Origin of the sequence: Isoptericola sp. NPDC019482, assembly GCF_040632295.1 — a bacterium.
Taxonomy (GTDB): Bacteria; Actinomycetota; Actinomycetes; order Actinomycetales; family Cellulomonadaceae; genus Isoptericola.
In genome coordinates this window covers 1-24,738 of the sequence record NZ_JBEYBQ010000001.1, presented here as the reverse complement: position 1 = coordinate 24,738, position 24,738 = coordinate 1, and the positions used below count along the sequence as shown (strand labels likewise).

At 74.5% G+C, this 24,738-nt stretch carries 21 protein-coding genes; 15 read left to right on the top strand and 6 right to left on the bottom strand.

The window, feature by feature from the left end; all coding sequences use genetic code 11:
- Nucleotides 1-84 precede the first annotated feature (84 nt).
- Nucleotides 85-1,224, top strand: coding sequence for a LacI family DNA-binding transcriptional regulator (locus ABZ493_RS00105; protein ID WP_430580148.1), 1,140 nt, complete (start codon nt 85-87; stop codon nt 1,222-1,224).
- Nucleotides 1,225-1,245: 21 nt separating this feature from the next.
- Here ABZ493_RS00105 and ABZ493_RS00100 read toward each other — a convergent pair whose 3' ends face one another.
- Nucleotides 1,246-2,403, bottom strand: a complete 1,158-nt coding sequence (locus tag ABZ493_RS00100; protein WP_430580147.1) for a substrate-binding domain-containing protein — start codon at nt 2,401-2,403, stop codon at nt 1,246-1,248.
- A 123-nt stretch (nt 2,404-2,526) separates the two neighbouring features.
- Here ABZ493_RS00100 and ABZ493_RS00095 point away from each other — a divergent pair, with 123 nt between their 5' ends.
- Nucleotides 2,527-4,233, top strand: a complete 1,707-nt coding sequence (locus ABZ493_RS00095) for an acyltransferase (protein ID WP_430580146.1) — start codon at nt 2,527-2,529, stop codon at nt 4,231-4,233.
- Between the two features lie 10 nt (nt 4,234-4,243).
- On the opposite strand, the gene ABZ493_RS00090 is transcribed toward ABZ493_RS00095, so the two are convergent.
- Nucleotides 4,244-5,347 carry a substrate-binding domain-containing protein gene (locus ABZ493_RS00090; protein WP_430580145.1) on the bottom strand — a complete coding sequence of 368 codons (1,104 nt, stop codon included), beginning with the start codon at nt 5,345-5,347 and terminating at the stop codon, nt 4,244-4,246.
- Between the two features lie 208 nt (nt 5,348-5,555).
- Here ABZ493_RS00090 and ABZ493_RS00085 point away from each other — a divergent pair, with 208 nt between their 5' ends.
- Genes ABZ493_RS00085 through ABZ493_RS00055 form a run of 7 tightly spaced genes read left to right on the top strand, consistent with a single transcriptional unit; the run spans nt 5,556 to nt 13,416 of the window.
- Nucleotides 5,556-6,566, top strand: coding sequence for a hydroxyacid dehydrogenase (locus ABZ493_RS00085; protein WP_430580144.1), 1,011 nt, complete (start codon nt 5,556-5,558; stop codon nt 6,564-6,566).
- On the top strand, nt 6,563-8,533 hold the full coding sequence (locus ABZ493_RS00080) for a DUF2264 domain-containing protein (RefSeq protein ID WP_430580143.1): 1,971 nt from the start codon (nt 6,563-6,565) through the stop codon (nt 8,531-8,533). Before ABZ493_RS00085 ends, ABZ493_RS00080 begins: the two co-directional genes overlap by 4 nt.
- Before the next feature lie 46 nt (nt 8,534-8,579).
- Nucleotides 8,580-9,860, top strand: a complete 1,281-nt coding sequence (locus tag ABZ493_RS00075; protein WP_430580142.1) for an extracellular solute-binding protein — start codon at nt 8,580-8,582, stop codon at nt 9,858-9,860.
- 56 nt (nt 9,861-9,916) lie between these two features.
- Entirely contained in the window at nt 9,917-10,852 is a 936-nt protein-coding gene (locus tag ABZ493_RS00070) for a sugar ABC transporter permease (RefSeq protein WP_430580141.1), read from the top strand.
- Nucleotides 10,852-11,745, top strand: coding sequence for a carbohydrate ABC transporter permease (locus ABZ493_RS00065; RefSeq protein WP_430580140.1), 894 nt, complete (start codon nt 10,852-10,854; stop codon nt 11,743-11,745). Before ABZ493_RS00070 ends, ABZ493_RS00065 begins: the two co-directional genes overlap by 1 nt.
- A gap of 5 nt (nt 11,746-11,750) precedes the next feature.
- Nucleotides 11,751-12,440: a ferredoxin-NADPH reductase gene (locus ABZ493_RS00060; protein ID WP_430580139.1), complete on the top strand. Its 690-nt coding sequence runs from the start codon at nt 11,751-11,753 to the stop codon at nt 12,438-12,440.
- Nucleotides 12,441-12,471: 31 nt separating this feature from the next.
- Nucleotides 12,472-13,416 (top strand): D-2-hydroxyacid dehydrogenase family protein, encoded by a 945-nt coding sequence (locus tag ABZ493_RS00055; RefSeq protein ID WP_430580138.1) that lies wholly within the window; start codon nt 12,472-12,474, stop codon nt 13,414-13,416.
- A gap of 9 nt (nt 13,417-13,425) precedes the next feature.
- Here ABZ493_RS00055 and ABZ493_RS00050 read toward each other — a convergent pair whose 3' ends face one another.
- A complete protein-coding gene (locus ABZ493_RS00050; protein ID WP_430580137.1) occupies nt 13,426-13,881 on the bottom strand; it encodes a hypothetical protein in 456 nt (151 codons plus the stop codon).
- A gap of 43 nt (nt 13,882-13,924) precedes the next feature.
- Nucleotides 13,925-14,893 (bottom strand): transcriptional regulator, encoded by a 969-nt coding sequence (locus ABZ493_RS00045; protein WP_430580136.1) that lies wholly within the window; start codon nt 14,891-14,893, stop codon nt 13,925-13,927.
- Between the two features lie 169 nt (nt 14,894-15,062).
- Here ABZ493_RS00045 and ABZ493_RS00040 point away from each other — a divergent pair, with 169 nt between their 5' ends.
- Together ABZ493_RS00040 and ABZ493_RS00035 are read left to right on the top strand one after the other, a co-directional pair.
- Nucleotides 15,063-16,190 (top strand): epoxide hydrolase, encoded by a 1,128-nt coding sequence (locus ABZ493_RS00040; RefSeq protein ID WP_430580135.1) that lies wholly within the window; start codon nt 15,063-15,065, stop codon nt 16,188-16,190.
- A gap of 104 nt (nt 16,191-16,294) precedes the next feature.
- Nucleotides 16,295-17,149, top strand: a complete 855-nt coding sequence (locus tag ABZ493_RS00035; RefSeq protein ID WP_430580134.1) for a siderophore-interacting protein — start codon at nt 16,295-16,297, stop codon at nt 17,147-17,149.
- A 24-nt stretch (nt 17,150-17,173) separates the two neighbouring features.
- Here ABZ493_RS00035 and ABZ493_RS00030 read toward each other — a convergent pair whose 3' ends face one another.
- Entirely contained in the window at nt 17,174-17,650 is a 477-nt protein-coding gene (locus ABZ493_RS00030) for a hypothetical protein (RefSeq protein ID WP_430580133.1), read from the bottom strand.
- A gap of 117 nt (nt 17,651-17,767) precedes the next feature.
- On the opposite strand from ABZ493_RS00030, the gene ABZ493_RS00025 reads away from it, so the two are divergent.
- On the top strand, nt 17,768-19,045 hold the full coding sequence (locus tag ABZ493_RS00025; RefSeq protein ID WP_430580132.1) for an amidohydrolase: 1,278 nt from the start codon (nt 17,768-17,770) through the stop codon (nt 19,043-19,045).
- 22 nt (nt 19,046-19,067) lie between these two features.
- Here ABZ493_RS00025 and ABZ493_RS00020 read toward each other — a convergent pair whose 3' ends face one another.
- On the bottom strand, nt 19,068-19,826 hold the full coding sequence (locus ABZ493_RS00020; protein ID WP_430580131.1) for an IclR family transcriptional regulator: 759 nt from the start codon (nt 19,824-19,826) through the stop codon (nt 19,068-19,070).
- 126 nt (nt 19,827-19,952) lie between these two features.
- On the opposite strand from ABZ493_RS00020, the gene hutH reads away from it, so the two are divergent.
- From hutH to hutI, 3 genes are read left to right on the top strand one after another with little or no spacing between them, the layout of a single operon-like run.
- The gene (gene hutH / locus ABZ493_RS00015; protein WP_430580130.1) at nt 19,953-21,545 is read left to right on the top strand and encodes a histidine ammonia-lyase; all 1,593 of its coding nucleotides are present in this window, start codon (nt 19,953-19,955) and stop codon (nt 21,543-21,545) included.
- Between the two features lie 44 nt (nt 21,546-21,589).
- The gene (gene hutU / locus ABZ493_RS00010) at nt 21,590-23,257 is read left to right on the top strand and encodes a urocanate hydratase (protein ID WP_430580129.1); all 1,668 of its coding nucleotides are present in this window, start codon (nt 21,590-21,592) and stop codon (nt 23,255-23,257) included.
- A gap of 1 nt (nt 23,258) precedes the next feature.
- Nucleotides 23,259-24,518, top strand: a complete 1,260-nt coding sequence (gene hutI / locus ABZ493_RS00005; protein ID WP_430580128.1) for an imidazolonepropionase — start codon at nt 23,259-23,261, stop codon at nt 24,516-24,518.
- The last annotated feature ends 220 nt before the right edge of the window (nt 24,519-24,738 follow it).

The window sequence follows — 24,738 nt, the reverse complement described above, 5'->3', positions numbered from 1 at the left end:
TGCCTGTCGCCCGAGGCCTGGCCCTGGGAGCGGTTCCATGATGGGGTCGCAGTCGAGGCCAGGACCGGCCGGAAGGGAAGGCCGATGAGGGGACGTGCCCCCACGCTGCGGGATGTCGCCGACCGGGCGGGAGTCTCGTCGACGACCGTGTCGCGAGCCATCAACGACCACGGCTTCGTCAGCCAGGATGCCCGGGCAGCGATCCGGAACGCCATCGACGAGCTCGGCTACGTGCCGTCGGCGTCCGCTCGCGGGCTCGCGTCGCGCCGCACGGCGATGGTCGGGCTGTGCCTGCCCGTGGTCGCCGCCGATCTGCTGCACCGGCCCGGTGCGCGGCTTGCGGGAGCGCCGGCCCAGCCCGGCGCCGAGGCGGTCTCCGTGGTGGTCGACCCGACTCCGGACGCGATCCTCCCCTGGGGCGGAATGTACTTCGGCGAGGTGGTGCGCGGCGCCGAGTTCGCGGCGTGGGAGGCGGGTCTCGCGATCACCGTCGCGATGTCCAGGTCGCCGGACCTCGAGGCGAGGGTCCTCACCATGGCCGGCCGGGTCGACGGCATGGTCGTCGTCAGCGGCACGCTGCCGGACGACCTGCTCGAGCACGTCTCGAGGCGTGTTCCGGTCGTCGTGCTCACCGGGCTGGGGTCCGCGAGCGCCCACGACCGCGTGACTGTGAGCAACGCCGAGGGCGTCGAGCGTCTGGTCGAGCATCTCGTGGCGGACCACGGGATCACGTCCCTCGAGTACGTGGGCGCGTGGGCGGGGACCCCGGACGACGAGGAGCGCTTCCGGGGCTTCCGCCGTGCACTGCTGCGGGCGGGCATCGCGGCGCCGGAGTCACCGCGGTGGCGTGGCGACCTCGGACGTCGGCGTGGGCGGGAGATCGGGGAGGAGCTCGTCGCCGGCGTCGCGCGCGGAGAGGTGCTGCCGGGTGCGGTGGTCTGCTGCAACGACGACACGGCGCTCGGGTTGCTCGACGTGTTCTCGGCCCACGGCGTCCGGGTGCCGGAGGACGTCGTGCTCACGGGGTTCGACGGCGTCGAGGCCACCCGGACGTCCGATCCGCCGCTCACCACCGTCGAGCAGCCGATGGCGGAGCTCGGCCGGGCGGCGGTGGCGGCCCTCACGGCCCGCATCGCTGCGCCGAGCCGGCGCACCACGGTCACCAGCCTCCCCGTGACGGTGGTGCTGCGTGGGAGCTGCGGGCCGCACTCCGACGCTCCCTGACGGACGTCGCCGTCGAGGTGCTCACGACGGCCTGCCCCCAGGGGGCCGGGGGTGCGAGGCACGAGGGCCGCGGACGCTCGAGCTGCGGACGGTGAGCGTCGGGTCGAGCAGCAGGCGGTGCGTCGGGCGGCGGTCGCCCTCCGTGAGCCGGGCGACCATGGTCTCGACGGCGAGCCGGCCCACGTCGTACGTGGGGGGCCGGACGGCGGTGAGCGGCGGGTCGCCCAGCTCGGCGACCTCGTCGTCGTACGCGACGATCGCGAGGTCGTCGGGGATCCGGACGCCCTGGTCCTGGCAGTGCTGCGCGAAGGTCAGCGCGAACGGGTCGGAGTGCAGCACCAGGGCGGTGGTGCCCGTGCGGCGGATCTCGTCCAGCGTCGCTTCCAGCAGCTCCGCCCGGCCGGGCCGGTCGAAGCCGTCGCTGTCCCCCACGACCTGTTCGTCGGGGTCGATCCCCAGCGCGCGCAGGGCATCGCGCCACCCGTGACCGAGGGCGCGGGACGTCGTCGTGCCCGCGATCGTCAGGAGCCCGATGCGGCGGTGGCCCTGGGCGTGCAGGTGCCACACCGCGGTCGCGGCGCCGGACGCGTGGTCGGACACCACCCACTCGAGGTGCCGGAACGGGCTGATCTCCGGCGGGCGTCGGTCGGCGAGCAGCACCGGCGTGCGCAGCCGGTCGAGCCAGCCCAGGAGCTCGCCGACGTGGGGCCCGTCCAGCATGGGGGTCACGACGAGCCCGTCCACCCCCGCCTCCGCGAGCCGCCGGCACTGCTGCCGGTCCTCGTCGGGGTCGTAGGCCGTGGTGCGGATGACGAGCCGTACGCCGGCCCGCGCGGCGGCCGCCCGCGCCCCGGCCACCACGCGCGGGAAGTAGTAGTCGAGCTGTGGGACGACGAGGCCGATCGTGAGCCGGGAGCCCCGGGCGGCGGGCTCGGGGGCGAGCGGCGGGGCGACGCCCGCGGACGGCTCCGGCAGAGCGGCGCCGCCGTGCACGCGGACGAGCAGCCCTTTCGCGGCCAGCGCGTTCACGTCGCGGCGCACCGTCATCGGCGACACGCCGAGCTGGGCGGCGAGCGCGCCCACCGCGACCGTCCCGTGCGTGCGCAGCTCGCGCAGGATGTGCTCGCGCCGCACGGTGCTGAGCTGCGGGCCGGACGCCGGGCCGGGCGTGGGTGCCACCGCCGCCTCCTCACGAGCCGGGAACTGCCTGTTCGAGTCTGTTCATTTCTAGCCGATGACGCCGTCGACCGATCGCCGCTGTCCGACACTCGTGCACGTCCACCGACGAACGAAGGGGTCGAGATGCCCGTGCGAACGCACACGCAGGAGTCCGTCACGGCCGAGCTCGACCGGGACGCGCTCGACTTCACGCCCTGGCGCTTCTGGGCCGACGCCGACGACGCGCAGCGCGACCGCCAGCTCGCCGTGCAGGGGGAGCTGGGCCGCGAGCGGGGGTACGTCTTCGGCGAGCGGTGCTTCGTGTCGGAGCAGGCGTCCGTGACGAACGAGGTCCTCGAGCTGGGCGACCGCACCTACGTCGCCGCCGGCGCCTACGTCAGCGGCATCCTGCGGGCGGGCCGCGACTGCAGCCTCAACCCGTACACCGTGGTGCGCGGCGACGTGCGGCTCGGCGACGCCGTCCGCATCGGCTCGCACACGTCCGTGCTCGGCTTCAACCACTCGATGGACCCGGAGACGGAGGTGCACCGCCAGCCGCTGACCTCCGCGGGCATCACCGTCGGCGACGACGTGTGGATCGGCTCCCACGTCGTCGTGCTCGACGGCGTCACGGTGGGGGACAAGGCGGTGCTGGCGGCGGGCGCGGTCGTCACCAAGGACGTGCCCGCCGGGGCCGTCGTGGGCGGCAACCCGGCGCGGCTGATCCGCTGGCGGGTGCCGCCGACCGGCGGCGTCCCCGCCGGCACCGCCCTCGGGCAGCAGGTGCGCGACTTCGCCGCCACGGCCCGCGACCAGGCTCGGTCGCTGCTCGACCGGTGCTGGGACCCGGCGTCCGGGCTGTTCGTCGACGCGCCCGGCAAGACGCCCACGGTCCGGGCGCAGTGCGACGCCGTCGAGATCGCCGACCTGCTGCTCGGCGGGCCCCCGCTGCAGCTGCCCGCCGACGAGCAGGTCGCCCGGCTGAGGTCGTGGCAGGACCCGGCCACGGGGATGGTGGGGGAGCTCGGCGCCGACCTGGAGCCGGTGCCCCCGCGGCCGGGGCTGTTCGACCCGCCCGCCGGCTACCACGTCCTGTCCGTCGGGTACGCGCTCGACCTGCTGGGCAGCGCGTTCGCGCACCCGATCGCCGTCGTGGCGGACGCGACACCGGCCGACGTGATCGACGGCCTGGAGCGGCAGGACTGGCAGGCCGGGGCCTGGTCGGCCGGCCACTGGGTCGACATCCTCGGCACGGCGATGCACTGGAACGCCCGGGCCGGCGTGGCCGGGTCGCCGGGGGCGCAGGAGGCCCTGCTCGGGTGGCTGCTCAGCCGGGCGGACCCGCGCACGGGGATGTGGGGCGCGCCGAGCGGGCCTGACGGGCTGCTGCAGGTCGTCAACGGCTACTACCGGGCGTCGCGGGGCACGTTCGCGCAGCTCGGGCTGCCGGTGCCCTACGCCGAGCGGGTGGTCGACACGGTGCTGGAGCACGCCCGCGACCCGCGGTTCTTCCGACCGGAGCGGCAGAACGCGTGCAACGTGCTCGACGTCGCCCACCCGCTGTGGCTCACCCGTGGCGCCGGCCACCGCGGGGACGAGGTCGTCGAGCTGGCCCGCGGGCTCCTCGGGCAGGCGCTGCGCCGCTGGTCGGCGGGCGAGGGCTTCGGCTTCCAGGCCGCGCACCCGTCCACCGCCGGAGCTGCCGCGACGACGCCGGGCCTGCAGGGCACGGAGATGTGGCTCGCGATCGTGTGGCTGCTGGCCGACCTCGCGGGCCTGTCCGACGAGCTCGGCTACCGGCCTCGCGGCGTGCACCGGCCCGAGCCGGGGGCTGCCGCGGGCCGCGCATGACGCGACGGCGTCACCGCCGCGGCGGGGCCGTCGTGGCTCGCGCGTGCAGCTGCGGGCTGAGGACGACCCGCTGGGCGGGTCGGTCGGGGTCGGCGAGGCGTTCGGCGGCGACGCGGAGGGCGGTGCTCCCGACGGTGCGGCGCGGCGGGCGGACGGCCGTGATGGGCTGCGGGGCGATCGCCGCGACCTCGTCGTCGTAGGCGATCACCGACAGGTCGTCGGGGACGGAGATCCCGCGCTCGTCGCAGCGCTCCAGCAGGGCGATCGACTCGGGGTCGGCGTGCACGAGAACGGCGGTGGACCGGGCGTCGAGGAGGGCGTCGAGCGCGCGGTCGATCGACTCGCGGCTGCCCGGTTCGTTGTACGTGACGAGGTCGACCTCCGGCCCTTCGGGCAGCCCCAGGTCGCGCACGCCCGCCTCCCAGCCCTCCCGCAGGGCGGCCGTCGTCGGGCTGGTGCGCGACGCGAGGGCGATGCGCCGGTGGCCGAGGCCCGCGAGGTGCTCCACGGCCAGGCCGGCGCCGAGCGCATGGTCCGTCACCACCGACTCCAGCAGGGCGTGGTGCGTCGGCCGCCGCGGGGTCCGCTCGAGCAGCACGACCGGCGTGCGCAGCCCCGTCAGCCAGGTGGCGAGCTCGCCGCCGTCCGGCTGGTCGATCGCGGGGGCCGTGAGCACCGCGTCCACCCCGATGTCCTCCACGAGGCGCTGGAGCTGGCGGCGGTCCTCGTCGATCCGGTAGCTGGAGACGCCGAGCACGAGGCGGATGCCGTGCTCCTCGGCAGCGGCCCGCGCGCCGCTGAGGACCCCGGGGTAGTAGTAGTCCATCGACGGCACGACGATGCCGATCGTCGTGACCTCCTGCCCGCGCCGACCCTGCGACTCGTGCTCCCCGGACGCCGCCGCCGGCCCCGGGCGCGCGGGGGAGGTGAGCGACACGCCGCCGTGCACCCGCTGCACCAGGCCCTGCTCGGCGAGCTGGGCGACGTCGCGGCGGACGGTCACGGGCGTGACCCCGAGCCGGTGGGCGAGGGCGCTGAGCCGGGCGGAGCCCTCCCGGCCGAGGATCCCGAGGATCTGCTCGCGGCGCTCGCTGGCGAGGGCGGGTGCGGTCACGTCGGGTCCTCCGGGTCGGCGTCGTCGGCCGCGGCCAACGCTTGATCGATTCTGATCGTACAGGAGCGAGTCCTGCCCTTGACAGGAGCGAAACGCTCCGGTTCACTCGTCGATCGTGATCGCATGAGCGATCCGGCACCATCGTTCGATCGTAGTCGATCGCAACCAGACATGCCGGGACGGGGTCGTCGCGGACGAGGAGGTAGGCGTGGTCCCACGCGAGCACGAGGTCGTGGTCCTGATGAGCCGGCACACCTTCGGGCTCCAGTTCCACGCGCCCCAGCTGGAGCGCCTCCGCTCCCTCGCCCGCGTCGGCGACCCGATCCTGCTCGAGGACCTCGACGGTGAGGAGGCCCGGCGGCGCCTGGCGACCGCTGACGTCCTGCTCACCTCGTGGGGCGCTCCCGCGCTCACCGTCGAGCACCTGGACGCCGCGCCCCGGCTGCGCGCCGTGCTCCACGCCGCGGGCAGCGTGCGGTACCTCCTCCCGCCGGAGGCGTGGGACCGCGGGATCCGGGTGACGACGGCGGCCGAGGAGAACGCCCGGCCCGTCGCCGAGTTCGCGCTCGCGGCCATCATCATGGCGGGCAAGGGCGTGCCCGCGGTCGCGGCCCGCGCCGGCGCCACCCCGCGCGGGTGGCGGCTGCACGACGACCTGTCCAACCGTGGCCGGACGATCGGCGTCGTCGGGTTCTCCCGTATCGGCCGGCGCGTGACCCGCCTCGTCCAGGAGGTCCTCGAGCCCGGCGCCGTGCTCGTCAGCGACCCGACGGTCGCCGCCGAGGACGTCGCGGCCGCCGGCGCCCGCCTGGTCGAGCTGCCCGAGCTGCTGGCGAGCTCCGACGTGGTCAGCCTGCACGCCCCCGCGCTGCCGTCGACCCACCACCTCATCGGGGCCGCGGAGCTGGCCCTCATGCGGGACGGCGCCACCCTGGTCAACACCGCCCGCGGGTCGCTCGTCGACACGGCGGCGCTGGAGCGCGAGTGCGTCACGGGGCGCCTGCAGGCGCTGCTCGACGTCACGGACCCGGAGCCGCTGCCCGCCGGCTCGCCGCTCATGTCGCTGCCGAACGTCCTGATCACCCCGCACGTGGCGGGCTCGCTCGGCTCGGAGGTGCGGCGCATGAGCGACGCGGCCCTCGTCGAGCTCGAACGCCTCGTGCGGGACGAGCCCCCGCTCTCCCCGATCCACCGTGAGCACCTGGAGGTCAGCGCATGAGCACCCTGCCGACGACGCGGGTCGAGACCCGGGCCGACCTCGCGGCACTCGCGGACGGGATGCTGCGGGCGGCCCGCGCCCACGGGTCGCCCGGGCACGCCCGGATCACCCTCCCGGGCGCCCCCGGCGGGTACGGCACCGACGTCGACGGGCTCGAGGGCTTCGCGCGCACGCTCCTGGTGGCGGGCTTCCGGCTGGCCGGCTCCCGCGGCGAGGACCCCGACGGCCTGGCCGAGTGGTACGCGGCGGGCTTCGACGCCGGCACCGACCCGGCGTCGCCCGAGCGCTGGGTGCGCCCCTCGGAGCACGGCCAGGCGAAGGTCGAGGCCGCGTCCCTGGCGCTCGTGCTGGACCTGACGCGCGAGCAGCTCTGGGACCGCCTGAGCCCCACCGTGCAGCAGCGCGTCGTCGACTACCTGTCCGAGGTCGTCGGGGACCGGACCTACCCGGCGAACAACTGGCTCTGGTTCCGCATCACCGTCGAGACGTTCCTGCGCTCGGTCGGCGGGCCCTGGTCGCGCGAGGACGTCGAGGAGGACCTGGCCCGGCACGACTCCTACTACCGCGGCGACGGCTGGTACGCCGACGGCGCGAGCCGCGCCTTCGACCACTACTCCGGCTGGGCCATGCAGCTGTACCCCGTGCTGTGGGCGCGGATGCGCGGCGCGGAGGACCTCGCGGCGCCGCGGCGCGAGACCGACGTCGAGCGCCTGGACCGCTACGTCCAGGACGCCGTGCGGCTCGTGGGCGCCGACGGCTCGCCGCTGGTCCAGGGCCGCAGCCTCATCTACCGGTTCGCGTCCGCGGCCCCGCTCTGGGCCGGCGCGATCGCGCGCGTCCCGTCGACGCCGCCCGGCCTGCTGCGGCACGCGGCGCTGCGCACGGTCGACCACTTCGTGTCACGAGGCGCGCCGGACGCCGACGGCCTGCTGTCGATCGGCTGGTACGGACCGTGGCGGCCGCTGGCGCAGTCCTACTCGGGCACCGGGTCGCCGTACTGGGCGGCCAAGGGGCTGCTCGGGCTGGCGCTGGACGAGGACGACCCGGTCTGGACGGCCCCCGCGGAGCCACTGCCCGTCGAGGAGGCCGACACGCTCACGGTGGTCGAGCCCGCCGGCTGGATCGCCTCCGGCACGGCCGCCGACGGCCTCGTGCGTGTGGTGAACCACGGCACCGACCACGGCGTCGAGGGGGAGGCGGGGTCCGACTCCCCGCTGTACGCCCGGTTCGGCTACTCGACCGCGACGTTCCCGCTGCTCGACCGTGAGTCATGGTCCGCCCCGCTGGACCAGGCCGTCGTCCTGCTCGACGACGACGGGCGGCCGACGCACCGGACGGGGATGCGCTCCACCGCGCCCCGGGTCGACGGGTCGGGCGAGAGGGCGGTCGGTGTGGCCGCCTCCCACGGGCCCGTGCACTGGGTCGACGAGGACGAGAGCCTCGGCCTCGGCATGGGCCACGCCCTCGGGGTGCCGGGCACGCCGCGGCCCGCGGGCCACGTGCGCGTGGTCTCCCTGGTCCGCGGGCCGTGGGAGGTCCGGCTCGTCCGGGTCGAGCACCTCGCGCCGGCCCCCGGCGTCCCGGCGCTGCGGGTCGGCGGGTGGCCGGTGTCCGGGGACGACGCCGGACCGGCGGAGGCCGGTGCGCCCGGCGCGGTCGCCGCGAGCGCCGGCGAGGTGACGTCCGTGCTGGCGCCCCTCCTCGGGGACTGGGAGTGCGGCGTCGACACCCGGCCGGACGCCTCCCCGCTGGGCCCCGCCGCCGTGCCCTGGGCGTCGCGGCCCGCCGAGACCGGGGTCTGGGCCGCGGTGCTGCTCGGGCTGTCCGCGGCGCCCGTCGCCGAAGGACCGGCGCGGGCGGACCTCGACGGCACCCGCATCAGCGTCACCTGGCCCGACGGGCTGACCACCCGCCACGACCTGGCGTCCGAGACGGCGACGGACGGCGACCGGCGCCGTCGCCCGTGACCCGTACCACCGCCGTACCACCGATCGCATTCGAAGGAGAATCGACATGAAGCGTCCCCTCACCGCGTCCGCAGGGATCCTCGCGGTCGCCCTGACCCTCACCGCGTGCGGCGGGTCCGACTCCGCCGCCGACGCGGACGGCGTCGTCGACCTGACCCTCGGCACCTGGGCCCTCAGCAACGCGCCCGAGTTCCAGCTGCTCGTCGACGAGTTCAACGCGTCGCACGACGACGTCGAGGTCTCGATCCGGGAGTACGACACCGACAACTACGAGACACAGATGACGGCCGACCTGGCGGCCGGCGCGGCGCCGGACCTCTACGCCCAGAAGACCGTGTCCGCGTTCGTCACGTACCAGGCGGGCGGCCAGCTCGTGGACGTCTCCGACGTGGCCGACGGCCTCGACGAGAACGTCACCGGCCTCGGCTCGTGGCAGGTCGACGGGAGCACGTGGGCCGTCCCGTTCCGGCAGGACTCGTGGTTCCTCTTCTACAACAAGGACCTGTTCGAGAAGGCGGGGGTCGACGCCCCCGACGGCACCTGGACCTGGGACGACTACGCCGCGGCCGCCCAGGAGCTGAGCGACGCGGGCGACGCCGACGGGACCTACCAGCACGTGTGGCAGGCCGCTGTCCAGGGCTTCGCCAACAACCAGACGCCTGGCGCCGACCTGCTCTCGGGCGATTACGGCTACCTCAAGCCGTACTACGAGCGCGCCCTGGAGATGCAGGACGCAGGCGCCCAGGTCGACTACGGCACCGCGACCACCAACAGCCTCACCTACCAGTCCCAGTTCGGGAAGCAGAAGGCGGCCATGATGCCGATGGGCAGCTGGTACGTCGCGATGCTGCTCGCGCAGCAGGCCGACGGCGAGGCCGACAACTTCACGTGGGGGATCGCCCCCGTGCCGCAGTACGACACGAGCACCGTCGACGAGCCGGTGACGTTCGGCGACCCCACCTCCGTGGGGATCAACGCCGCCATCGACGACGGCAAGCTCGACGCGGCCAAGGAGTTCCTCACGTTCATCGCCGGCGAGGACGCCGCCGTCGCGCTCGCCGCGACGGGGATCACGCCGGCCTACCAGTCGGACGCCGTCACCGAGTCGTACTTCAGCGCGAAGGGCGCGCCCGAGGACGACCTCTCGCGCCAGACCTTCCAGGTGCATGACACCCGCCCGGAGAACCCCGTGGACCCGAAGATCGCGGCGGTGCAGACCATCCTCGGCGACCTCCACTCGGCCGTGATGTCCGGGAGCACGTCCGTCGACGACGCCATCGCCGAGGCCGAGCAGCGGGCCGCGAACGAGGCCGGCATCACCGGCTGACCGGACGCAGCGTGGGGCCGGCCCGCCGGCCCCACGCGCTCTCGAAGGAGCTTCCCATGGCGACCACGACCACCCCCGCCGCCCCGGCGCCGACGCCGGTCCGCGGCGCCCGGCGCCCCGGCGCCCGGCTCAAGCGACGCAACGCGCTCATCGGCTGGACGTTCGTCCTGCCGAACTTCCTCGGGTTCGCGATCCTCACCCTGATCCCCGTCATCGCGGTGTTCTACCTGTCCCTCACGGGGTGGAACGTCTTCGGGAAGGCGCCCTGGGTCGGGCTCGAGAACTACACCCGGATGCTGGGCGACGCGAGCTTCCACCGCGCCCTGCTCAACACGCTCTACTACTCCGGGCTGCACATCCCGCTGACCCTCGTGGCGTCGCTCGGGCTGGCGCTGCTGCTCAACCAGAAGCTGCGCGGCGTGGCGTTCTTCCGCACCGCCGCGTTCTTCCCGTACATCACGTCGATGGTGGCCATCGCCGTCGTGTGGAACATGCTGTTCAGCCCCGAGTCCGGCCCGATCAACCAGTTCCTCGGGCTGTTCGGGATCGAGGGTCCCGGCTGGACGACGTCGGCCACCTGGGCGATGCCCGCCGTCGTGATCGTCGGCGTCTGGCGCGAGATGGGCTACTTCATGGTGCTCTTCCTCGCCGGGCTGCAGACGATCCCGCGGGAGCTGTACGAGGCCGGCCGCATGGACGGCGCCGGCGCGTGGCAGCGGTTCTGGAACATCACGCTGCCGTGCCTGCGCCCGACCATGTTCTTCGTCACCGTCATGCTCACCATCGGCAGCCTCAAGGTGCTCGACCTCATCCTGCTGATGACCGACGGCGGACCGGGCCAGTCCACGCTCGTGCTGTCCCAGTACATCTACAAGAAGGGCTTCGTCGAGAACGACTTCGGGTACGCCTCGGCGGTCTCGGTGGCCCTGTTCCTCCTCTGCCTGGCGGTCACCGCCGTGCAGTTCGTGATCAACCGAAGGAGGCAGGACTGATGTCGACGACGACCGAGGTCCGGCGCGCGACCCCTGCCGCCCCGCCGGCCGTCCCCGTCACCCCGTCCCGCACGCGCCCTGGCGCCGGCCGCGTGCTGGCGCACGTGGCGCTCGCGGTCGCCGCCGCGGCCGTCCTGCTGCCGTTCGTGTGGATGGTGATCTCGTCGCTGAAGGAGAACAACGCCGTCTTCACCGTGCCGATCCAGTGGCTGCCCGACCCGGTGGTCTGGCAGAACTACGTCGAGATCTGGCAGAAGTCGGACATGGCGACCTGGATCAAGAACACGCTCATCCTGTCGGTGGGCGTGACGTTCCTCCAGGTGCTCACGGGCAGCTTCGCCGCCTACGGGTTCTCCAAGACGCGCTTCTCGGGGCGGGACGCCCTGTTCCTGCTCTACGTGGCCACGATCGCGGTGCCCTGGCAGGCGTACATGATCCCGCAGTTCGTCATGCTGTCGAAGATGGGTCTGTCGAACACGCTGTGGGCCATGCTCGCGCTGCAGACGTTCAGCGCGTTCGGCGTCTTCCTCATGAAGCAGTTCTACGAGACCGTGCCGGAGGAGCTGTCGGAGGCCGCGCGCATCGACGGCCTGTCGGAGTACGGCATCTGGCGGCGCATCATGGTGCCGCTCTCGGTCCCGGCGATCGCCAGCCTCGTGCTCATCACGTTCACCAACACCTGGAACGACTACCTCGGGCCGCTGATCTACCTGCGCAGCCCCGAGCTGTGGACGCTGCAGATCGGCCTCAAGACGTTCATCGGCCAGTACAACGCGGACTACGCGCTGATCATGGCCGGCTCGGTGATCTCGGTGCTGCCGATCGCGGTCGTCTTCCTGCTGGGGCAGCGGTACTTCATCGAGGGCATCGCGACCAGCGGCCTGAAGGGGTGACTGTGGTGCGCGCCCGCTCGCTCCTCTCGCACGCGACCCTGACGACCGTGTTCGAGTTCGCCTACGTCGTCCTGGCGACGAACGCGCTCCTCGCGGTGTCGTCGCTCCCGCTGCTCGTGCTCCTCGTGACGACCGACCCGCTGGCGTCGTGGCCGGCGCTGGCCGTCGCGCTCGTGCTCGCCTTCCCCGGCGTCGCGGCCGCGATGACCGTCTTCCGCGAGTTCTCCGCGCAGGGCCGGATCGGCGTCGTGCGGACGTACCTGCGCGCGCTGCGGGACTCCGGCGCCCGTGCGGCGGCCGTCGGGGCGGCGGTGGCCGCCGTCGGCGTGGTGGTGGTCGTCGACGCCGTGGGCCTCTGGGGCGAGCGGCTGGGGGCGGTCGTGATCCCCGTGCTGGTGATGCTCGTCGCCCTCACCCTCGTCTGCACGCCCGTGGCCCTGGTCCTCGTGGTGGACCGGCCGGGTCTCCGGTGGCCCGCCGTCCTGCGGACGGCGTTCTACCTCGGCGTCCGCCGCTGGTACCTCGGCGCGCTCAGCGCGGCGAGCCTCGCGACCCTCGCGGGGGCGTTCGCCCTGCGGCCCGCGCTAGCGGTCGGCGTCCTGGCCGCACCCCTGCTCTACGTGGCCTGGGCGAACTCGCGTCGCGTGGTGCGGTCCGCGGAGCTGTCCGGGCAGCCCGCCCCAGCGCGCGGGTAGGGTCACGCGCACCGGACTCGAGGAGGTCATCGTGCGCGTCGCCGTCCTGGACGACTACCAGCAGGTCGCCCACCGCTTCGCCGACTGGGCGGGGCTGGGCGCGGAGGTCGTCGACTTCCTCGACCGGCCCCTGCCCGACGACGACGCGGTGGCCGCGGCGCTCGCGGGCTACGACGTCGTCGTCGCGATGCGGGAGCGGACGCCGTTCACCGCGGCGCGGCTGGCGCGGCTGCCCGACCTGCGGCTGCTGGTGACGACCGGGCGGCAGAACGCGGCCATCGACCTCGACGCGGCGCGCGAGCGCGGCGTCGTCGTGTGCGGCACGGAGTCGCCCGCGAACGCGACGCCCGAGCTCACGTGGGCGCTGATCCTCGCCGTCCTGCGGCACGTGCCGGCGGAGGACCGGGCGATGCGCGACGGCGGGTGGCAGCACACCGTCGGCGGGGACCTGGAGGGCCGCCGGCTGGGAATCGTCGGGCTCGGGCGCCTCGGCACGCGGGTGGCGCGCGTCGGGCAGGCGTTCGGGATGGACGTCGTCGCCTGGAGCCAGCGGCTCGACCCGGCGGCTGCCGAGCGGGCGGGGGTCCGCGCGGTCGCGAAGGACGAGCTGTTCGCGACGTCCGACGTCGTCACCGTGCACTACAAGCTGAGCGACCGCAGCCGCGGCATCGTGGGCGCCGACGACCTGGCGCGCATGAAGCCCACCGCCGTGCTGGTCAACACCTCGCGCGGCCCGCTCGTGGACACCGACGCCCTGCTCGCGGCCCTGCACGAGGGGCGGATCGGCGGGGCCGGCCTCGACGTGTTCGACGTCGAGCCGCTGCCCGCCGACCACCCGCTGCGCTCCGCGCCGCGCACCGTCCTCACGCCGCACGTCGGGTACGTCACCGAGGCGACGTACCGGACGTTCTACGGCCAGGCCGTCGAGGACGTCGCCGCCTGGGCGGCGGGGGAGCCGGTGCGCGTGCTGACGTGACCGGACAGGTCAGACCGACATCCCGTACCCGTCGATCGTCGAGGTCGTCGCGAACGACGCGAACAGGCCGCCGAACACCGCGAGCACGATGAACAGCACGTACAGCACCCAGAGCGCGGTGAACGCGATGGACAACCACAGCCCCCACTTGCCGAGGACGTTCGGGTAGCCCACCTTCTTCGACTCCGACAGCGCCATCGCGGACACCACGATGCCGGCGGGCGCGATGACGAACGCCAGCACGAAGCCGACGATGCCCATCGTCTTGCCGGGCGGCTCCGGCGCGTAGGCGGGGTACGCCGGGTACGGCGCCTGGGGGTACTGGCCCTGGGGGTACTGACCCGGGTACGGGCCCTGCGCGGCCGGGTATCCCTGCTGCGGGGAGGGCTGCTCGGCGTAGCCGGGCTGGGGCTGCTGCGGGCTCGGCTCCTGGTACGGCTGACCGGGCTGGTACGGATCGCTCACCGGCACAGTGTGACGCACCCCGGGGTGCAGGTCGAGCACGTCGTCAGCCCGGGACGGCGCGGGCGTAGCGCGCGGCCAGCACGCGGAGGTGCTCCACCAGCTCAGGTGGTTCGGTGACGTGGAAGTCGAGGCCGAGCATGCCGATCCACACGGCGACCACCTCGACGCTGTCGCCGCCAGTGACGAGCACGGACCGCCCGTCCGGCCGCGGCTCGACGGTGCCGACGGCGGGGTTGATGCGGGCCAGCACCTCCTCGGCGGGGGCGTCCACGGTGATGCGGGCGTGCACCGCCCAGCCCGTGCGCGCGACCTCGCGCACCACGAACTCCGAGAAGTCGCCGGGGAACGGCTCGGGCCGGAACCGTCGCCCACCCGGCGTGCGCAGCCGGAGCCAGTCGACGCGGAAGGATTCCCAGGTGCCGGCGCCCGGGCCCGCCGCGGGGCCGGTCCTCCGCGCGACGAGGAACCATCGGCGCTGCCAGGAGACCAGACGGTACGGCTCCAGCTCCACCGGCTCGTCGCGGTAGTGCGCGCGCAGGCCCTGGTGGTCGCGGATCGCGTCGGCGACGGCGGCCAACGTGCCCGAGTCGATCCCCGGGTCCTCGACGTTGGAGCCCGTGTTCTCGGGGCCCGTGGTGCTCGCGTCGCGGATCGCGGCCAGGCGGCGCCGCAGGCGGTCGGGCAGCACCTGTTCGAGCTTGGTGAGCGCGGACTGCCCGGACTCCTCGAAGCCCGCCGTCGCCGTGGCGGCGCGCAGGGCGACCGCCACCGCGACCGCCTCGCCGTCGTCGAGCAGCAGCGGGGGGAGCCGCGCGCCCGCGCCCAGCCGGTACCGCCCGCCCGGGCCGCGCACGGCGTGGACGGGGTAGCCCAGCTCACGCAGCCGGGCGACGTCGTTGCGCACCGTGCGGTCGGTGACGTCGAGGCGGTCGGCGAGCTCGGCGCCGGACCAGTCGGGGCGGGACTGGAGCAGCCCGAGCAGGGCCAGCAGCCGCGCGGAGGTGGAGCCCATCGAGACCTCCGGGGGATCGCCGGGGACGTGCCGAGAACTCGTCGGAACTCGTCCAGAATAACGGAAAGAACCGTTCCTGAACCGTTCCTATCGTGGGGTTCAAGAGCTGGGGCACGGACCCGGCTCACGACCTGGTTCACGACCTGGCTCACGACCTCGGGAGACCGCCATGAACGCCACGACCCGCCTCGAGCTCCGCCCCTTCACCGCCGCCGCCCCGCAGGCCGACCTGGACGACCTGCAGCAGCGCCTCGAGCGCACCCGGTTCGCGCCGGCCGCTCCCGGCGACTCGTGGGAGTACGGCACCCCCGAGTCGTACCTGCGCGACATGGTCGAGCGCTGGAAGGCCTTCGACTGGCGTGCGGTGGAGGCCCGCCTCAACGCGTACCCGCAGTTCACCACCGCGATCGACGGGCAGACGATCCACTTCCTGCACGTGCGCTCGCCGCACCCGGACGCGACGCCGCTGCTGCTCGCCCACACCTACCCCGGTTCGGTGCTCGACTTCCTCGACATGATCGACCCGCTCGTCGACCCCGTCGCCCACGGCGGGCGCGCCGAGGACGCGTTCGACGTCGTCGTGCCCTCGATGCCGGGCTTCGGGTTCTCCACGCCGCTGGTGGGCGGGGACTGGACCATGGCGCGGGTCGCGCGCGCCTACGACGCCCTGATGCGCGGGCTCGGCTACGAGTCCTACGGCATCCACGGCAGCGACGGCGGCGCGATGGTCTCGCGCGAGCTCGCCGTCCTCGACCCCGAGGGCTTCCGCGGGGCGCACGTGCTCCACCTGTTCTCCTTCCCCTCCGGCGCGCCGGGGGAGATGGACGACTTCGGGCCGAAGGAGTACGCAGCGCTGGGCCACGCGCAGTGGTTCCAGTCGGTGGGCGGGTACAACGCGATGAACGCGTCGCGGCCCCAGACCGTCGGCGCCGGCCTGGCGGACTCGCCCGTCGCCACGCTGGCCTACTCCGAGCTGTTCGAGAACTTCGGCAACGGCACGTCGCTGGTGTCGCCGGAGCAGGTGTTGGCGCAGGCCACCCTCTACTGGCTGACCAACACCTACGCCACGGCCGCGCGGTACCACTACGCGGAGCAGCGCTCCGGCGCCGAGCCGGTCGTGAGCACCGGGCGCATCGGCGTCGCCGTCTTCAAGGACGACTTCCAGACGATCCGCAGCCTCGCGGAGCGGGACAACGCGCGCATCGAGCACTGGTCGGAGTTCCCGCGCGGCGGCCACTACGCCGCGCTGGAGGTGCCGGACGACGTCGTCGCCGACCTGCGGGTCTTCTTCGGCTGAGCAGTCCGGTCCGTCAGTTCGGCAGGGAGTGGATCTGTTCGGCAGGGGACGTTGCCGAACAGATCTGCTCCGTGCCGAACTGATCGTCATGGTGGAATCGAGGCGTGTTCTCGCGACCCCGCACCCGCCTCGACCTGGTCCCCCGTCGCGTGCGCGTGCACGCCGTCACCGAGCTGACCGGCACGCTGCGCCGCACCACGTTCCGCGACGTCGACGTCGACGGCGCGGACCCGGACGCCCCGACGTCGCTCGCGGCGCTGCGGGCGCCCGGCCCGGAGGACCACGTCAAGGTCTTCCTGCCCGACCCGGCCACCGGCGAGCTGCACGCCCCCACCCTGGCCGCGGACGGCGGGCTGCAGCGCCCGACCGGCGTCGTCTCCATCTCCCGCGACCTCACCGTGCGGGCCACGCGGACGGTCGACGGGGTGGCCGAGGTCGACGTCGACTGGGTGCTGCACGGCGACGAGGGCCCGGGGTCCGCGTGGGCGTCGCGGGCGTCGGCGGGCGACGAGGTCGTGCTCGCCGGGCCGCGCGGCAGCGTCGGGGTGCCGGACGGGATCGGCCGGCTGACCCTCGCCGGCGACGAGACGGGCCTGCCCGCCCTCGCCCGCTGGGTGGCCGCCGTCGGGGCGGACGTGCCGGTCACCGCGATCGTCGAGATCGGCGACGACGTCGACGAGGCGCACGTCGAGGACGAGCTGGACGGCGCGACCGTCGAGATCCTCTACCGCACCGACGGGCCGGGGCAGCTCGCGGAGGCCGTGCGCTCGCTCGGCGGTCTGGAGCCCGACGAGCTGTTCGTCGGGCTCGGGGAGGCCGACGACCTCGTGCCCGTGCGCCGCTACCTCCGGCGCGAGCTGGGGCTTCCCGCCGAGCAGGTGCAGGTCTCCGGGTACTGGCGGCGCGGCACGGTCAACCTCGACCACCACCTGCCGATCGACCCGAGCGACCCGGACTGACGCGCAGACCGGGAGCGGGTGCTGTCAGGCGGCGGCGCTCTCCGTCTCGCCGCGGAGGGCGTCGATCTGCTCCTGGAGCGTGGACAGCAGGTCGGCGACCTGCGTGGCGCCGTTCTGTCGCGCCTCGTCGGTCACGTGCTTGACCTCGGCGGACGCCGCCTCGAGCGCGACCTGCGCGTCCTCGAGGGCGACGACCGCGCCGTCCTGGGACTTCTCGGCCCGCGCGAGCGCGTCGCGTGCCTCGTCGGTCGCGGCCTGGGCGGAGGCCATGGCGTTCGTGACGTCGGTGCGGAGCCCGTCGGGGATGCCGGTGACCTGCTCCTCGATGCGCTGCAGGTCGGAGTCGATGGCCTCGGCCTGGCTCTGCGCGTCGGCGATGAACTGTTCGACCTCGGCGGGGGCGGAACACGCACCGAGCATCATCGCGAGGGCGAGGAGGCTCGCTGCGGCGAGACGGGTCGTCGTCTTGCCCTTCGTGGTGCTCGTCGTCGCTGACGTCATGCCCACGATTGTGCCCTGCCAAACTGAACATTCCCTTATGGCGTCGTGGAGATCTTGCACACAGGGACCGTCCCGGCTGCCCAGGACGGCTCCGCCGCGCGGCGGCAGGATGACGCCATGAGCGCGCTGACGACGTCCGAGCTGACGGAGATCTACACCGACCTGCACGCCCACCCGGAGCTCGGGTTCGCCGAGCACCGCACGGCCGGGATCGTGGCGGAGCGGCTGCGGGGCTGGGGCTACGACGTGCACGAGGGCATCGGCGGCACCGGCGTCGTGGGGGTGCTGGCGCACGGCACGGGGCCGCGCGTGCTGCTGCGCGCGGACATGGACGGGCTGCCGGTCACCGAGCGGACTGGCCTGCCGTACGCGTCGACCGACACCGCGACCACCCCGGAGGGCCGCACGTCCGGCACCATGCACGCCTGCGGGCACGACGTGCACACGACCTGCCTGCTCGGGGCGGCCGCCGAGCTCGCGCAGCGTCGGGACGACTGGTCGGGGACGCTCGTCGTCCTCTTCCAGCCCGCCGAGGAGCTCGGCGAGGGCGCACGCCGGATGGTCGCCGACGCCCTCTACGACCGGATCGGCGTCGTGCCCGACGTCGTGCTGGGCCAGCACGTGATGCCGCTGCCGGTGGGCGTGGTCAGCCTGACGTCCGGCACCGCGATGGCCGCGGCGGACTCGTTGCGGATCACGCTGCACGGGTCGGGCGGGCACGGGTCGAGCCCGGAGGCGACCGTCGACCCGGTGGTCATGGCCGCGGCCACCGTGCTGCGGCTGCAGGGCATCGTGTCGCGTGAGGTCGGCGCGACCGAGTCGGCCGTCGTCACCGTGGGCTCCGTCCAGGCGGGGACGCAGGCGAACGTCATCCCGGACCGCGCCGAGCTGCTGGTCAACGTCCGCACCTTCGACGCCGGCGTCCGCGAGCGGGTCCTCGCGGCCATCCACCGCATCGTCGACGCCGAGGCCGCGGCGTCCGGCGCGCCGCAGCCGCCCGAGTACACGTCCGTCGCCACGTTCAACCTCACCACCAACGACCCGGACGCGAGCGCCCGCACCCGGGCCGTCCTCGAGCGGACGCTGGAGGTCGAGCGTCCCCGCGTGGAGGCGGCCGGCGGGCGTCCGCAGGTCGTGAGCCTGCCGCCGATGCCCGGTTCCGAGGACGTCGGCGACCTCGCGACGGCCGCGGGCGCACCGCTCGTCTACTGGTTCCTCGGCGGCTTCGACGCCGCGCTGTTCGCGGGGTTCGACCCCGCAGCCGCGACGGGGATGGGCGGCCTGCCGGACGGCGTCGCGCCCAACCACTCGCCGTTCTTCGCACCCGTGCCCGAGCCGACGCTGGACCTCGGTGTCGCGACGCTCGTCGCCGCAGCGCGGGAGTGGCTCGACTGAGCGGGTCTGGAATCGAGGCGAGTCAGCGGGCGCCCAGACGCCGGCTGATCTCGGCGGCGGCACGACCGGCTGCCGCGGCGAGCGCGTCGCGGCGCGCGGCGTCGACGTCGTCCGACCAGAACGTCAGCGCCACGCCCGCCACCGGGCGGCCGGTGTGGTCGAGGGCGGCGTGCGCGACGGACGCGAGGCCGGTGGTGACCTCGCCGTCCTCGGTGGCGTGGCCGCGGCGGCGGGTGTCGCGCAGCACCTCGCGCAGGTCGCGCAGCGTGCGCGGGCCGACGCCGGTGCGGTCGGCGAGCGCCGCCGCCGACGGGAACAGCGCCCGCACCTGCGGGGCGGGCAGCAGCGCCAGCACCGCGCGGCCGCTGGCGGTGAGGTGGCTGGGCAGGCGCACGTCGACGTCGGTGACGAGGCTGGGCCGGTGCGGCGCGCGCTGCTCCACGAGGTACAGCACCTCGCGGCCGTGCAGGACGGCGAGGTGCGCGCTCTCGCCCGTCGTCTCGACCAGCCGCGCGACGACGGGGCGCGCCAGCCGGGCGAGCGGCGCCTGCCGCGCGTACGCCGAGCCGAGGGACAGCGACGCCGTCCCCAGCCCGTAGCGGTGCTCCTCCGGCAGGTGCGTCACGAACCCCTCGTCCACCAGCACGGACAGCAGGTGGTAGACGGTCGACCGCGGGAGGCCCAGGTGCTGCGCGACCGCCGCCGCCGGCACCGGACCGGCCTGCGCGGCGAGGTACGTCAGCACCCGGAGCGTGCTGCGCGCCGCGGGCACGTCCGCCATCGTGCGCCCTCCTCGAACTACCTCGGCACGGCTCGGACTGTCTCGGTGGCCCCCGTGTCTGGGATCCCAGACTGAACCTCGCCGGAGGCCGTGTCGAGCGCGGGCCGGACGGTGTGTGCTGGCGGCATGACCGCCACCACCTCCACGTCCCGGGCCGTCGTCGAGATCGACGCGGGCCCGCTGACCGTCGACGACGTCGTCGCGGTCGCCCGCCACGGCGCGCAGGTGCGCCTCACCGACGCCGCGCTGGCGGGGATGGCCGCGAGCCGCGCCGTCGTCGAGGACCTCGCCGACGACGCCCGCCCGCACTACGGCGTCTCCACCGGCTTCGGCGCCCTGGCCCGCCGCCACATCCCCACCGACAAGCGGGCGCAGCTGCAGCTCGGGCTGGTGCGCTCGCACGCCGCGGGCAGCGGCCCCGAGGTGGAGCGGGAGGTCGTGCGCGCGCTGCAGCTGCTGCGGCTCGCGACGCTCGCCACCGGACGCACGGGCGCGCGGCCCGTGGTCGCCGAGACGTACGCGGCGATGCTCGACGCCGGCATCACGCCGGTCGTGCACGAGTACGGGTCGCTCGGCTGCTCGGGCGACCTCGCGCCGCTGGCGCACGTGGCGCTCGCCGCGCTCGGGGAGGGCCCGGTGCGCGATGCCGGGGGTGACCTCGTCGACGCCGCCGAGGCGCTCGCGGCGGCCGGCATCGCGCCGCTGGAGCTGCGCGAGAAGGAGGGCCTGGCCCTCATCAACGGCACGGACGGCATGCTCGGCATGCTCTGCCTCGCGCTCGACGACCTGCACCGCCTGCTCGCGACGGCGGACGTCGCCGCGGCGTCGAGCGTCGAGGCGCTGCTCGGCTCGGACGCGCCGTTCGCCGAGGACCTGGTGGGCATGCGGCCGCACCCGGGCCAGGCGGCGTCGGCCGCGAACCTGCGCGCGCTGCTCGCCGGGTCGCCGGTCGTGGCGAGCCACCGGACCCTCGACGCCGACGGCCGCCCGGAGTGCACCCGCGTGCAGGACGCGTACTCGCTGCGCTGCGCGCCGCAGGTGCACGGCGCCGCGCGGGACACCGTGGATCACGCGGCGGCGGTCGCGGGGCGTGAGCTCGCGTCGGCGATCGACAACCCCGTCGTCACCGTGGACGGCCGGGTCGAGTCGAACGGCAACTTCCACGGCGCGCCCGTCGCGTACGTGCTGGACTTCCTCGCGATCGCCATGGCCGACGTCGCGAGCATGAGCGAGCGGCGCACCGACCGGTTCCTCGACGTCGCGCGCAACGAGGGCCTGCCGGCGTTCCTCGCCGACGACCCGGGCGTCGACTCCGGCCTGATGATCGCCCAGTACACGGCCGCCGGGATCGTCTCGGAGCTCAAGCGGCTGGCCGCGCCGGCGAGCGTCGACTCCATCCCGTCGTCGGCGATGCAGGAGGACCACGTGTCGATGGGGTGGGCCGGGGCGCGCAAGCTGCGCCGCGCCGTCGACGGCCTGGGCCGCGTGCTCGCCGTCGAGCTCATGACCGCCGCCCGCGCCCTCGACCTGCGCTGCACCCCCGGGACGGGCCTGTCGCCCGCCGCCGGCACCGGCGCCGTCCACGCGCTGCTGCGCACCGCCGTCCCCGGCCCCGGGCCGGACCGGTTCCTCGCCCCGGAGATCGACGCCGCGACGCGGCTCGTCTCCGACGGCGAGGTCGTCGCCGCCGCGAGCGCCGCCGTCGGCCCGCTCCGCTGACCCTCCCGAACGCACTTCCGAACGCACTCCCGAAGGAGACGACGATGTCCCACCAGCTCGGCACCCCCGTCCCCGTCCGCGCCCCGCGCGGCACGACGCTCACCGCCCGCAGCTGGCAGACCGAGGCGCCGTTGCGGATGCTGATGAACAACCTCGACCCCGAGGTGGCGGAGCGCCCCGACGACCTGGTCGTCTACGGCGGCACCGGCCGCGCGGCGCGCGACTGGCCGAGCTACCACGCCATCGTCCGCACCCTCACGACGCTGGCCGAGGACGAGACGCTGCTCGTGCAGTCCGGCAAGCCGGTGGGCGTGCTGCGCACGCACGAGTGGGCGTCGCGCGTGCTGATCGCCAACAGCAACCTCGTGGGCGACTGGGCCACGTGGCCGGAGTTCCGGAGGCTCGAGGCGCAGGGCCTCACGATGTACGGCCAGATGACGGCCGGGTCGTGGATCTACATCGGCGCGCAGGGCATCCTCCAGGGCACCTACGAGACGCTCGCCGCGGTGGCCGCGAAGAGGTTCGGCGGCACGCTCGCCGGGACGCTCACGCTCACCGGCGGGTGCGGCGGCATGGGCGGCGCGCAGCCGCTCGCCGTCACGCTCAACGGCGGCGCGTGCCTCGTCGTCGACGTCGACCGGTCCCGCCTGGAGCGGCGCGTGCGCGAGCGCTACCTCGACGAGGTCGCGGACGACCTGGACGACGCCGTCCGCCGCGTCGAGGCCGCGAGGGCCGAGCGGCGGGCGCTGTCGGTCGGCGTGGTGGGCAACAGCGCGCACGTGGTGCCGGAGCTGTTGCGCCGCGGCGTCGCCGTGGACGTCGTCACGGACCAGACGTCGGCCCACGACCCGCTGTCGTACCTGCCGCTGGGCGTCGAGGTCGAGGAGTGGGCCGACTACGCCGCTGCCAAGCCGGAGGAGTTCACCGACCGGGCGCGCGAGTCGACGGCCCGGCACGTGGAGGGCATGGTCGGCTTCCTCGACGCGGGCGCCGAGGTGTTCGACTACGGCAACTCGATCCGCGACGAGGCGCGCCGCGGCGGCTTCGACCGCGCCTTCGACTTCCCCGGCTTCGTGCCCGCGTACATCCGGCCCCTGTTCGCGCAGGGCAAGGGGCCGTTCCGCTGGGCCGCGCTGTCCGGCGACCCGCGCGACATCGCCGCCACCGACAAGGCCGTCCTCGACCTCTTCCCCGACGACGACCACCTGCACCGCTGGATCCGCGCCGCCCAGGAACGCGTCGCGTTCCAGGGCCTGCCCGCCCGCATCTGCTGGCTCGGGCACGGCGAGCGCGACCGCGCGGGGCTGGCGTTCAACGACCTCGTCGCGTCCGGGGAGGTGAGCGCGCCGGTCGTCATCGGGCGCGACCACCTCGACTCCGGGTCCGTCGCCTCCCCGTACCGGGAGACGGAAGGCATGGCCGACGGCTCGGACGCCATCGCCGACTGGCCGCTGCTCAACGCGCTCACCGCCGCGTCGTCCGGCGCCACGTGGGTGTCGCTGCACCACGGCGGCGGCGTCGGGATGGGGCGGTCCATCCATGCCGGACAGGTGTCGGTCGCGGACGGCACCGACCTCGCGGCGCAGAAGCTCGCGCGGGTGCTGTCCAACGACCCGGGGCTCGGCGTCCTGCGGCACGTCGACGCCGGGTACGACGACGCCGCGGCTGCGGCGTCGCGGGGCGGGCTGCGCGTGCCGATGCGAGAGTCGTGAGATGCGCGAGGTGGAGCACCCGGGCGGTTCGCACCCGGCCACGCTGATCCTGGGGATCGGCGAGCTCACGACGAACGCCCCGGACGCCGTGGGCGTCGACCCGGTCGACGACCCGATGGGCGTGATCCGGGACGCCGCGCTGCTGCTCGACGGCGGGCGCGTGGCCTGGGCGGGCCCGGAGCGCGCGTGCGCCGACGGCGTCGAGGCGGCGCTGGGGCGCGCGCCGGACCGCGTCGTCGGCGTCGAGGGCCGCGCCGTCGTGCCCGGCTTCGTGGACTCGCACAGCCACCTGGTGTTCGCCGGCGACCGGTCGGCGGAGTTCGAGGCGCGCATGGCCGGGCGCCCGTACGCCGCGGGCGGCATCCGCACCACCGTCGCGGCGACGCGCGCGGCGTCGGACGACGCGCTGCGCGCGAACCTGCGTCGGCACGTCGACCAGGCGCTCGCGCAGGGCACCACGACCCTCGAGACCAAGAGCGGCTACGGGCTGAGCGTCGCCGACGAGGAGCGCTCCGTGCGCCTCGCCCGGGAGGTCACCGACGAGGTGACGTTCCTCGGCGCGCACGTCGTGCCGCCCGAGTTCTCCTCCGACCCGGACGGCTACGTCGACCTCGTCGTCGGCGACATGCTCGCCGCCTGCGCGCCGCACGCCCGGTGGGTGGACGTGTTCTGCGAGACCGGTGCGTTCACGCCCGAGCAGTCGCGCCGCGTCCTGGAGGCCTGCGCCGCCGCCGGGCTCGGCGTGCGCGTGCACGCGAACCAGCTCGGCCCGGGGGAGGGCGTGCGGCTCGCCGTCGACCTCGGCGCCGCCGCCGTCGACCACTGCACCTTCCTGTCCGACGACGACGTCGGGGCGCTCGCGGCATCGTGGGGTGGGGAAGCGCAAGGGACCGTCGCGACCCTGCTGCCGGGCGTCGAGTTCTCCACCCGGCAGCCGTACCCCGACGCGCGCCGCCTCCTCGACGCGGGCGCCGTCGTCGCGCTGGCCAGCGACTGCAACCCCGGCTCGTCGTACACGAGCTCCATGCCGCTCATGGTGGCGCTCGCCGTGCGCGAGATGGGCATGACTGTCGCCGAGGCCGTCTGGGCCGCGACGGCGGGCGGCGCCCGCGCGCTGCGTCGCGACGACGTCGGGCACCTCGCGACCGGCGCTCGCGCCGACGTCGTCGTGCTCGACGCGCCGAACCGTACGCACCTCGCCTACCGCCCCGGCGTCCCGCTCGTGCACGCGGTGTGGAAGGACGGCCACCCTGCGAGGTAGTACCGGATCTGCCGAGGTAGTACGAGAATCCTCGAGGTAGTACCCAGGCCCTGGAGTTTTGAGGGATTTGCGGGTTTTGTCCGTACTACCTCGGCAGGTTTTGTACTACCTCGGCGGGACCGGTAGGCGGTCTCAACCGGTCATCGCAACACCGGGTTGGTCAGGTGGTCGAGAGTAGCTCGGCGAGTTTCTCGGCGGGGGTTGCCCAGCCGAGGGTCTG

Coding starts and splice junctions, on each gene's coding strand:
- ABZ493_RS00105 (WP_430580148.1), top strand. CDS start 85: ATGAGGGGACGTGCCCCCACGCTGCGGGATGTCGCCGACCGGGCGGGA.
- ABZ493_RS00095 (WP_430580146.1), top strand. CDS start 2,527: ATGCCCGTGCGAACGCACACGCAGGAGTCCGTCACGGCCGAGCTCGAC.
- ABZ493_RS00080 (WP_430580143.1), top strand. CDS start 6,563: ATGAGCACCCTGCCGACGACGCGGGTCGAGACCCGGGCCGACCTCGCG.
- ABZ493_RS00075 (WP_430580142.1), top strand. CDS start 8,580: ATGAAGCGTCCCCTCACCGCGTCCGCAGGGATCCTCGCGGTCGCCCTG.
- ABZ493_RS00070 (WP_430580141.1), top strand. CDS start 9,917: ATGGCGACCACGACCACCCCCGCCGCCCCGGCGCCGACGCCGGTCCGC.
- ABZ493_RS00065 (WP_430580140.1), top strand. CDS start 10,852: ATGTCGACGACGACCGAGGTCCGGCGCGCGACCCCTGCCGCCCCGCCG.
- ABZ493_RS00045 (WP_430580136.1), bottom strand. CDS start 14,893: ATGGGCTCCACCTCCGCGCGGCTGCTGGCCCTGCTCGGGCTGCTCCAG.
- ABZ493_RS00040 (WP_430580135.1), top strand. CDS start 15,063: ATGAACGCCACGACCCGCCTCGAGCTCCGCCCCTTCACCGCCGCCGCC.
- ABZ493_RS00030 (WP_430580133.1), bottom strand. CDS start 17,650: ATGACGTCAGCGACGACGAGCACCACGAAGGGCAAGACGACGACCCGT.
- ABZ493_RS00025 (WP_430580132.1), top strand. CDS start 17,768: ATGAGCGCGCTGACGACGTCCGAGCTGACGGAGATCTACACCGACCTG.
- ABZ493_RS00020 (WP_430580131.1), bottom strand. CDS start 19,826: ATGGCGGACGTGCCCGCGGCGCGCAGCACGCTCCGGGTGCTGACGTAC.
- hutH (WP_430580130.1), top strand. CDS start 19,953: ATGACCGCCACCACCTCCACGTCCCGGGCCGTCGTCGAGATCGACGCG.
- hutU (WP_430580129.1), top strand. CDS start 21,590: ATGTCCCACCAGCTCGGCACCCCCGTCCCCGTCCGCGCCCCGCGCGGC.
- hutI (WP_430580128.1), top strand. CDS start 23,259: ATGCGCGAGGTGGAGCACCCGGGCGGTTCGCACCCGGCCACGCTGATC.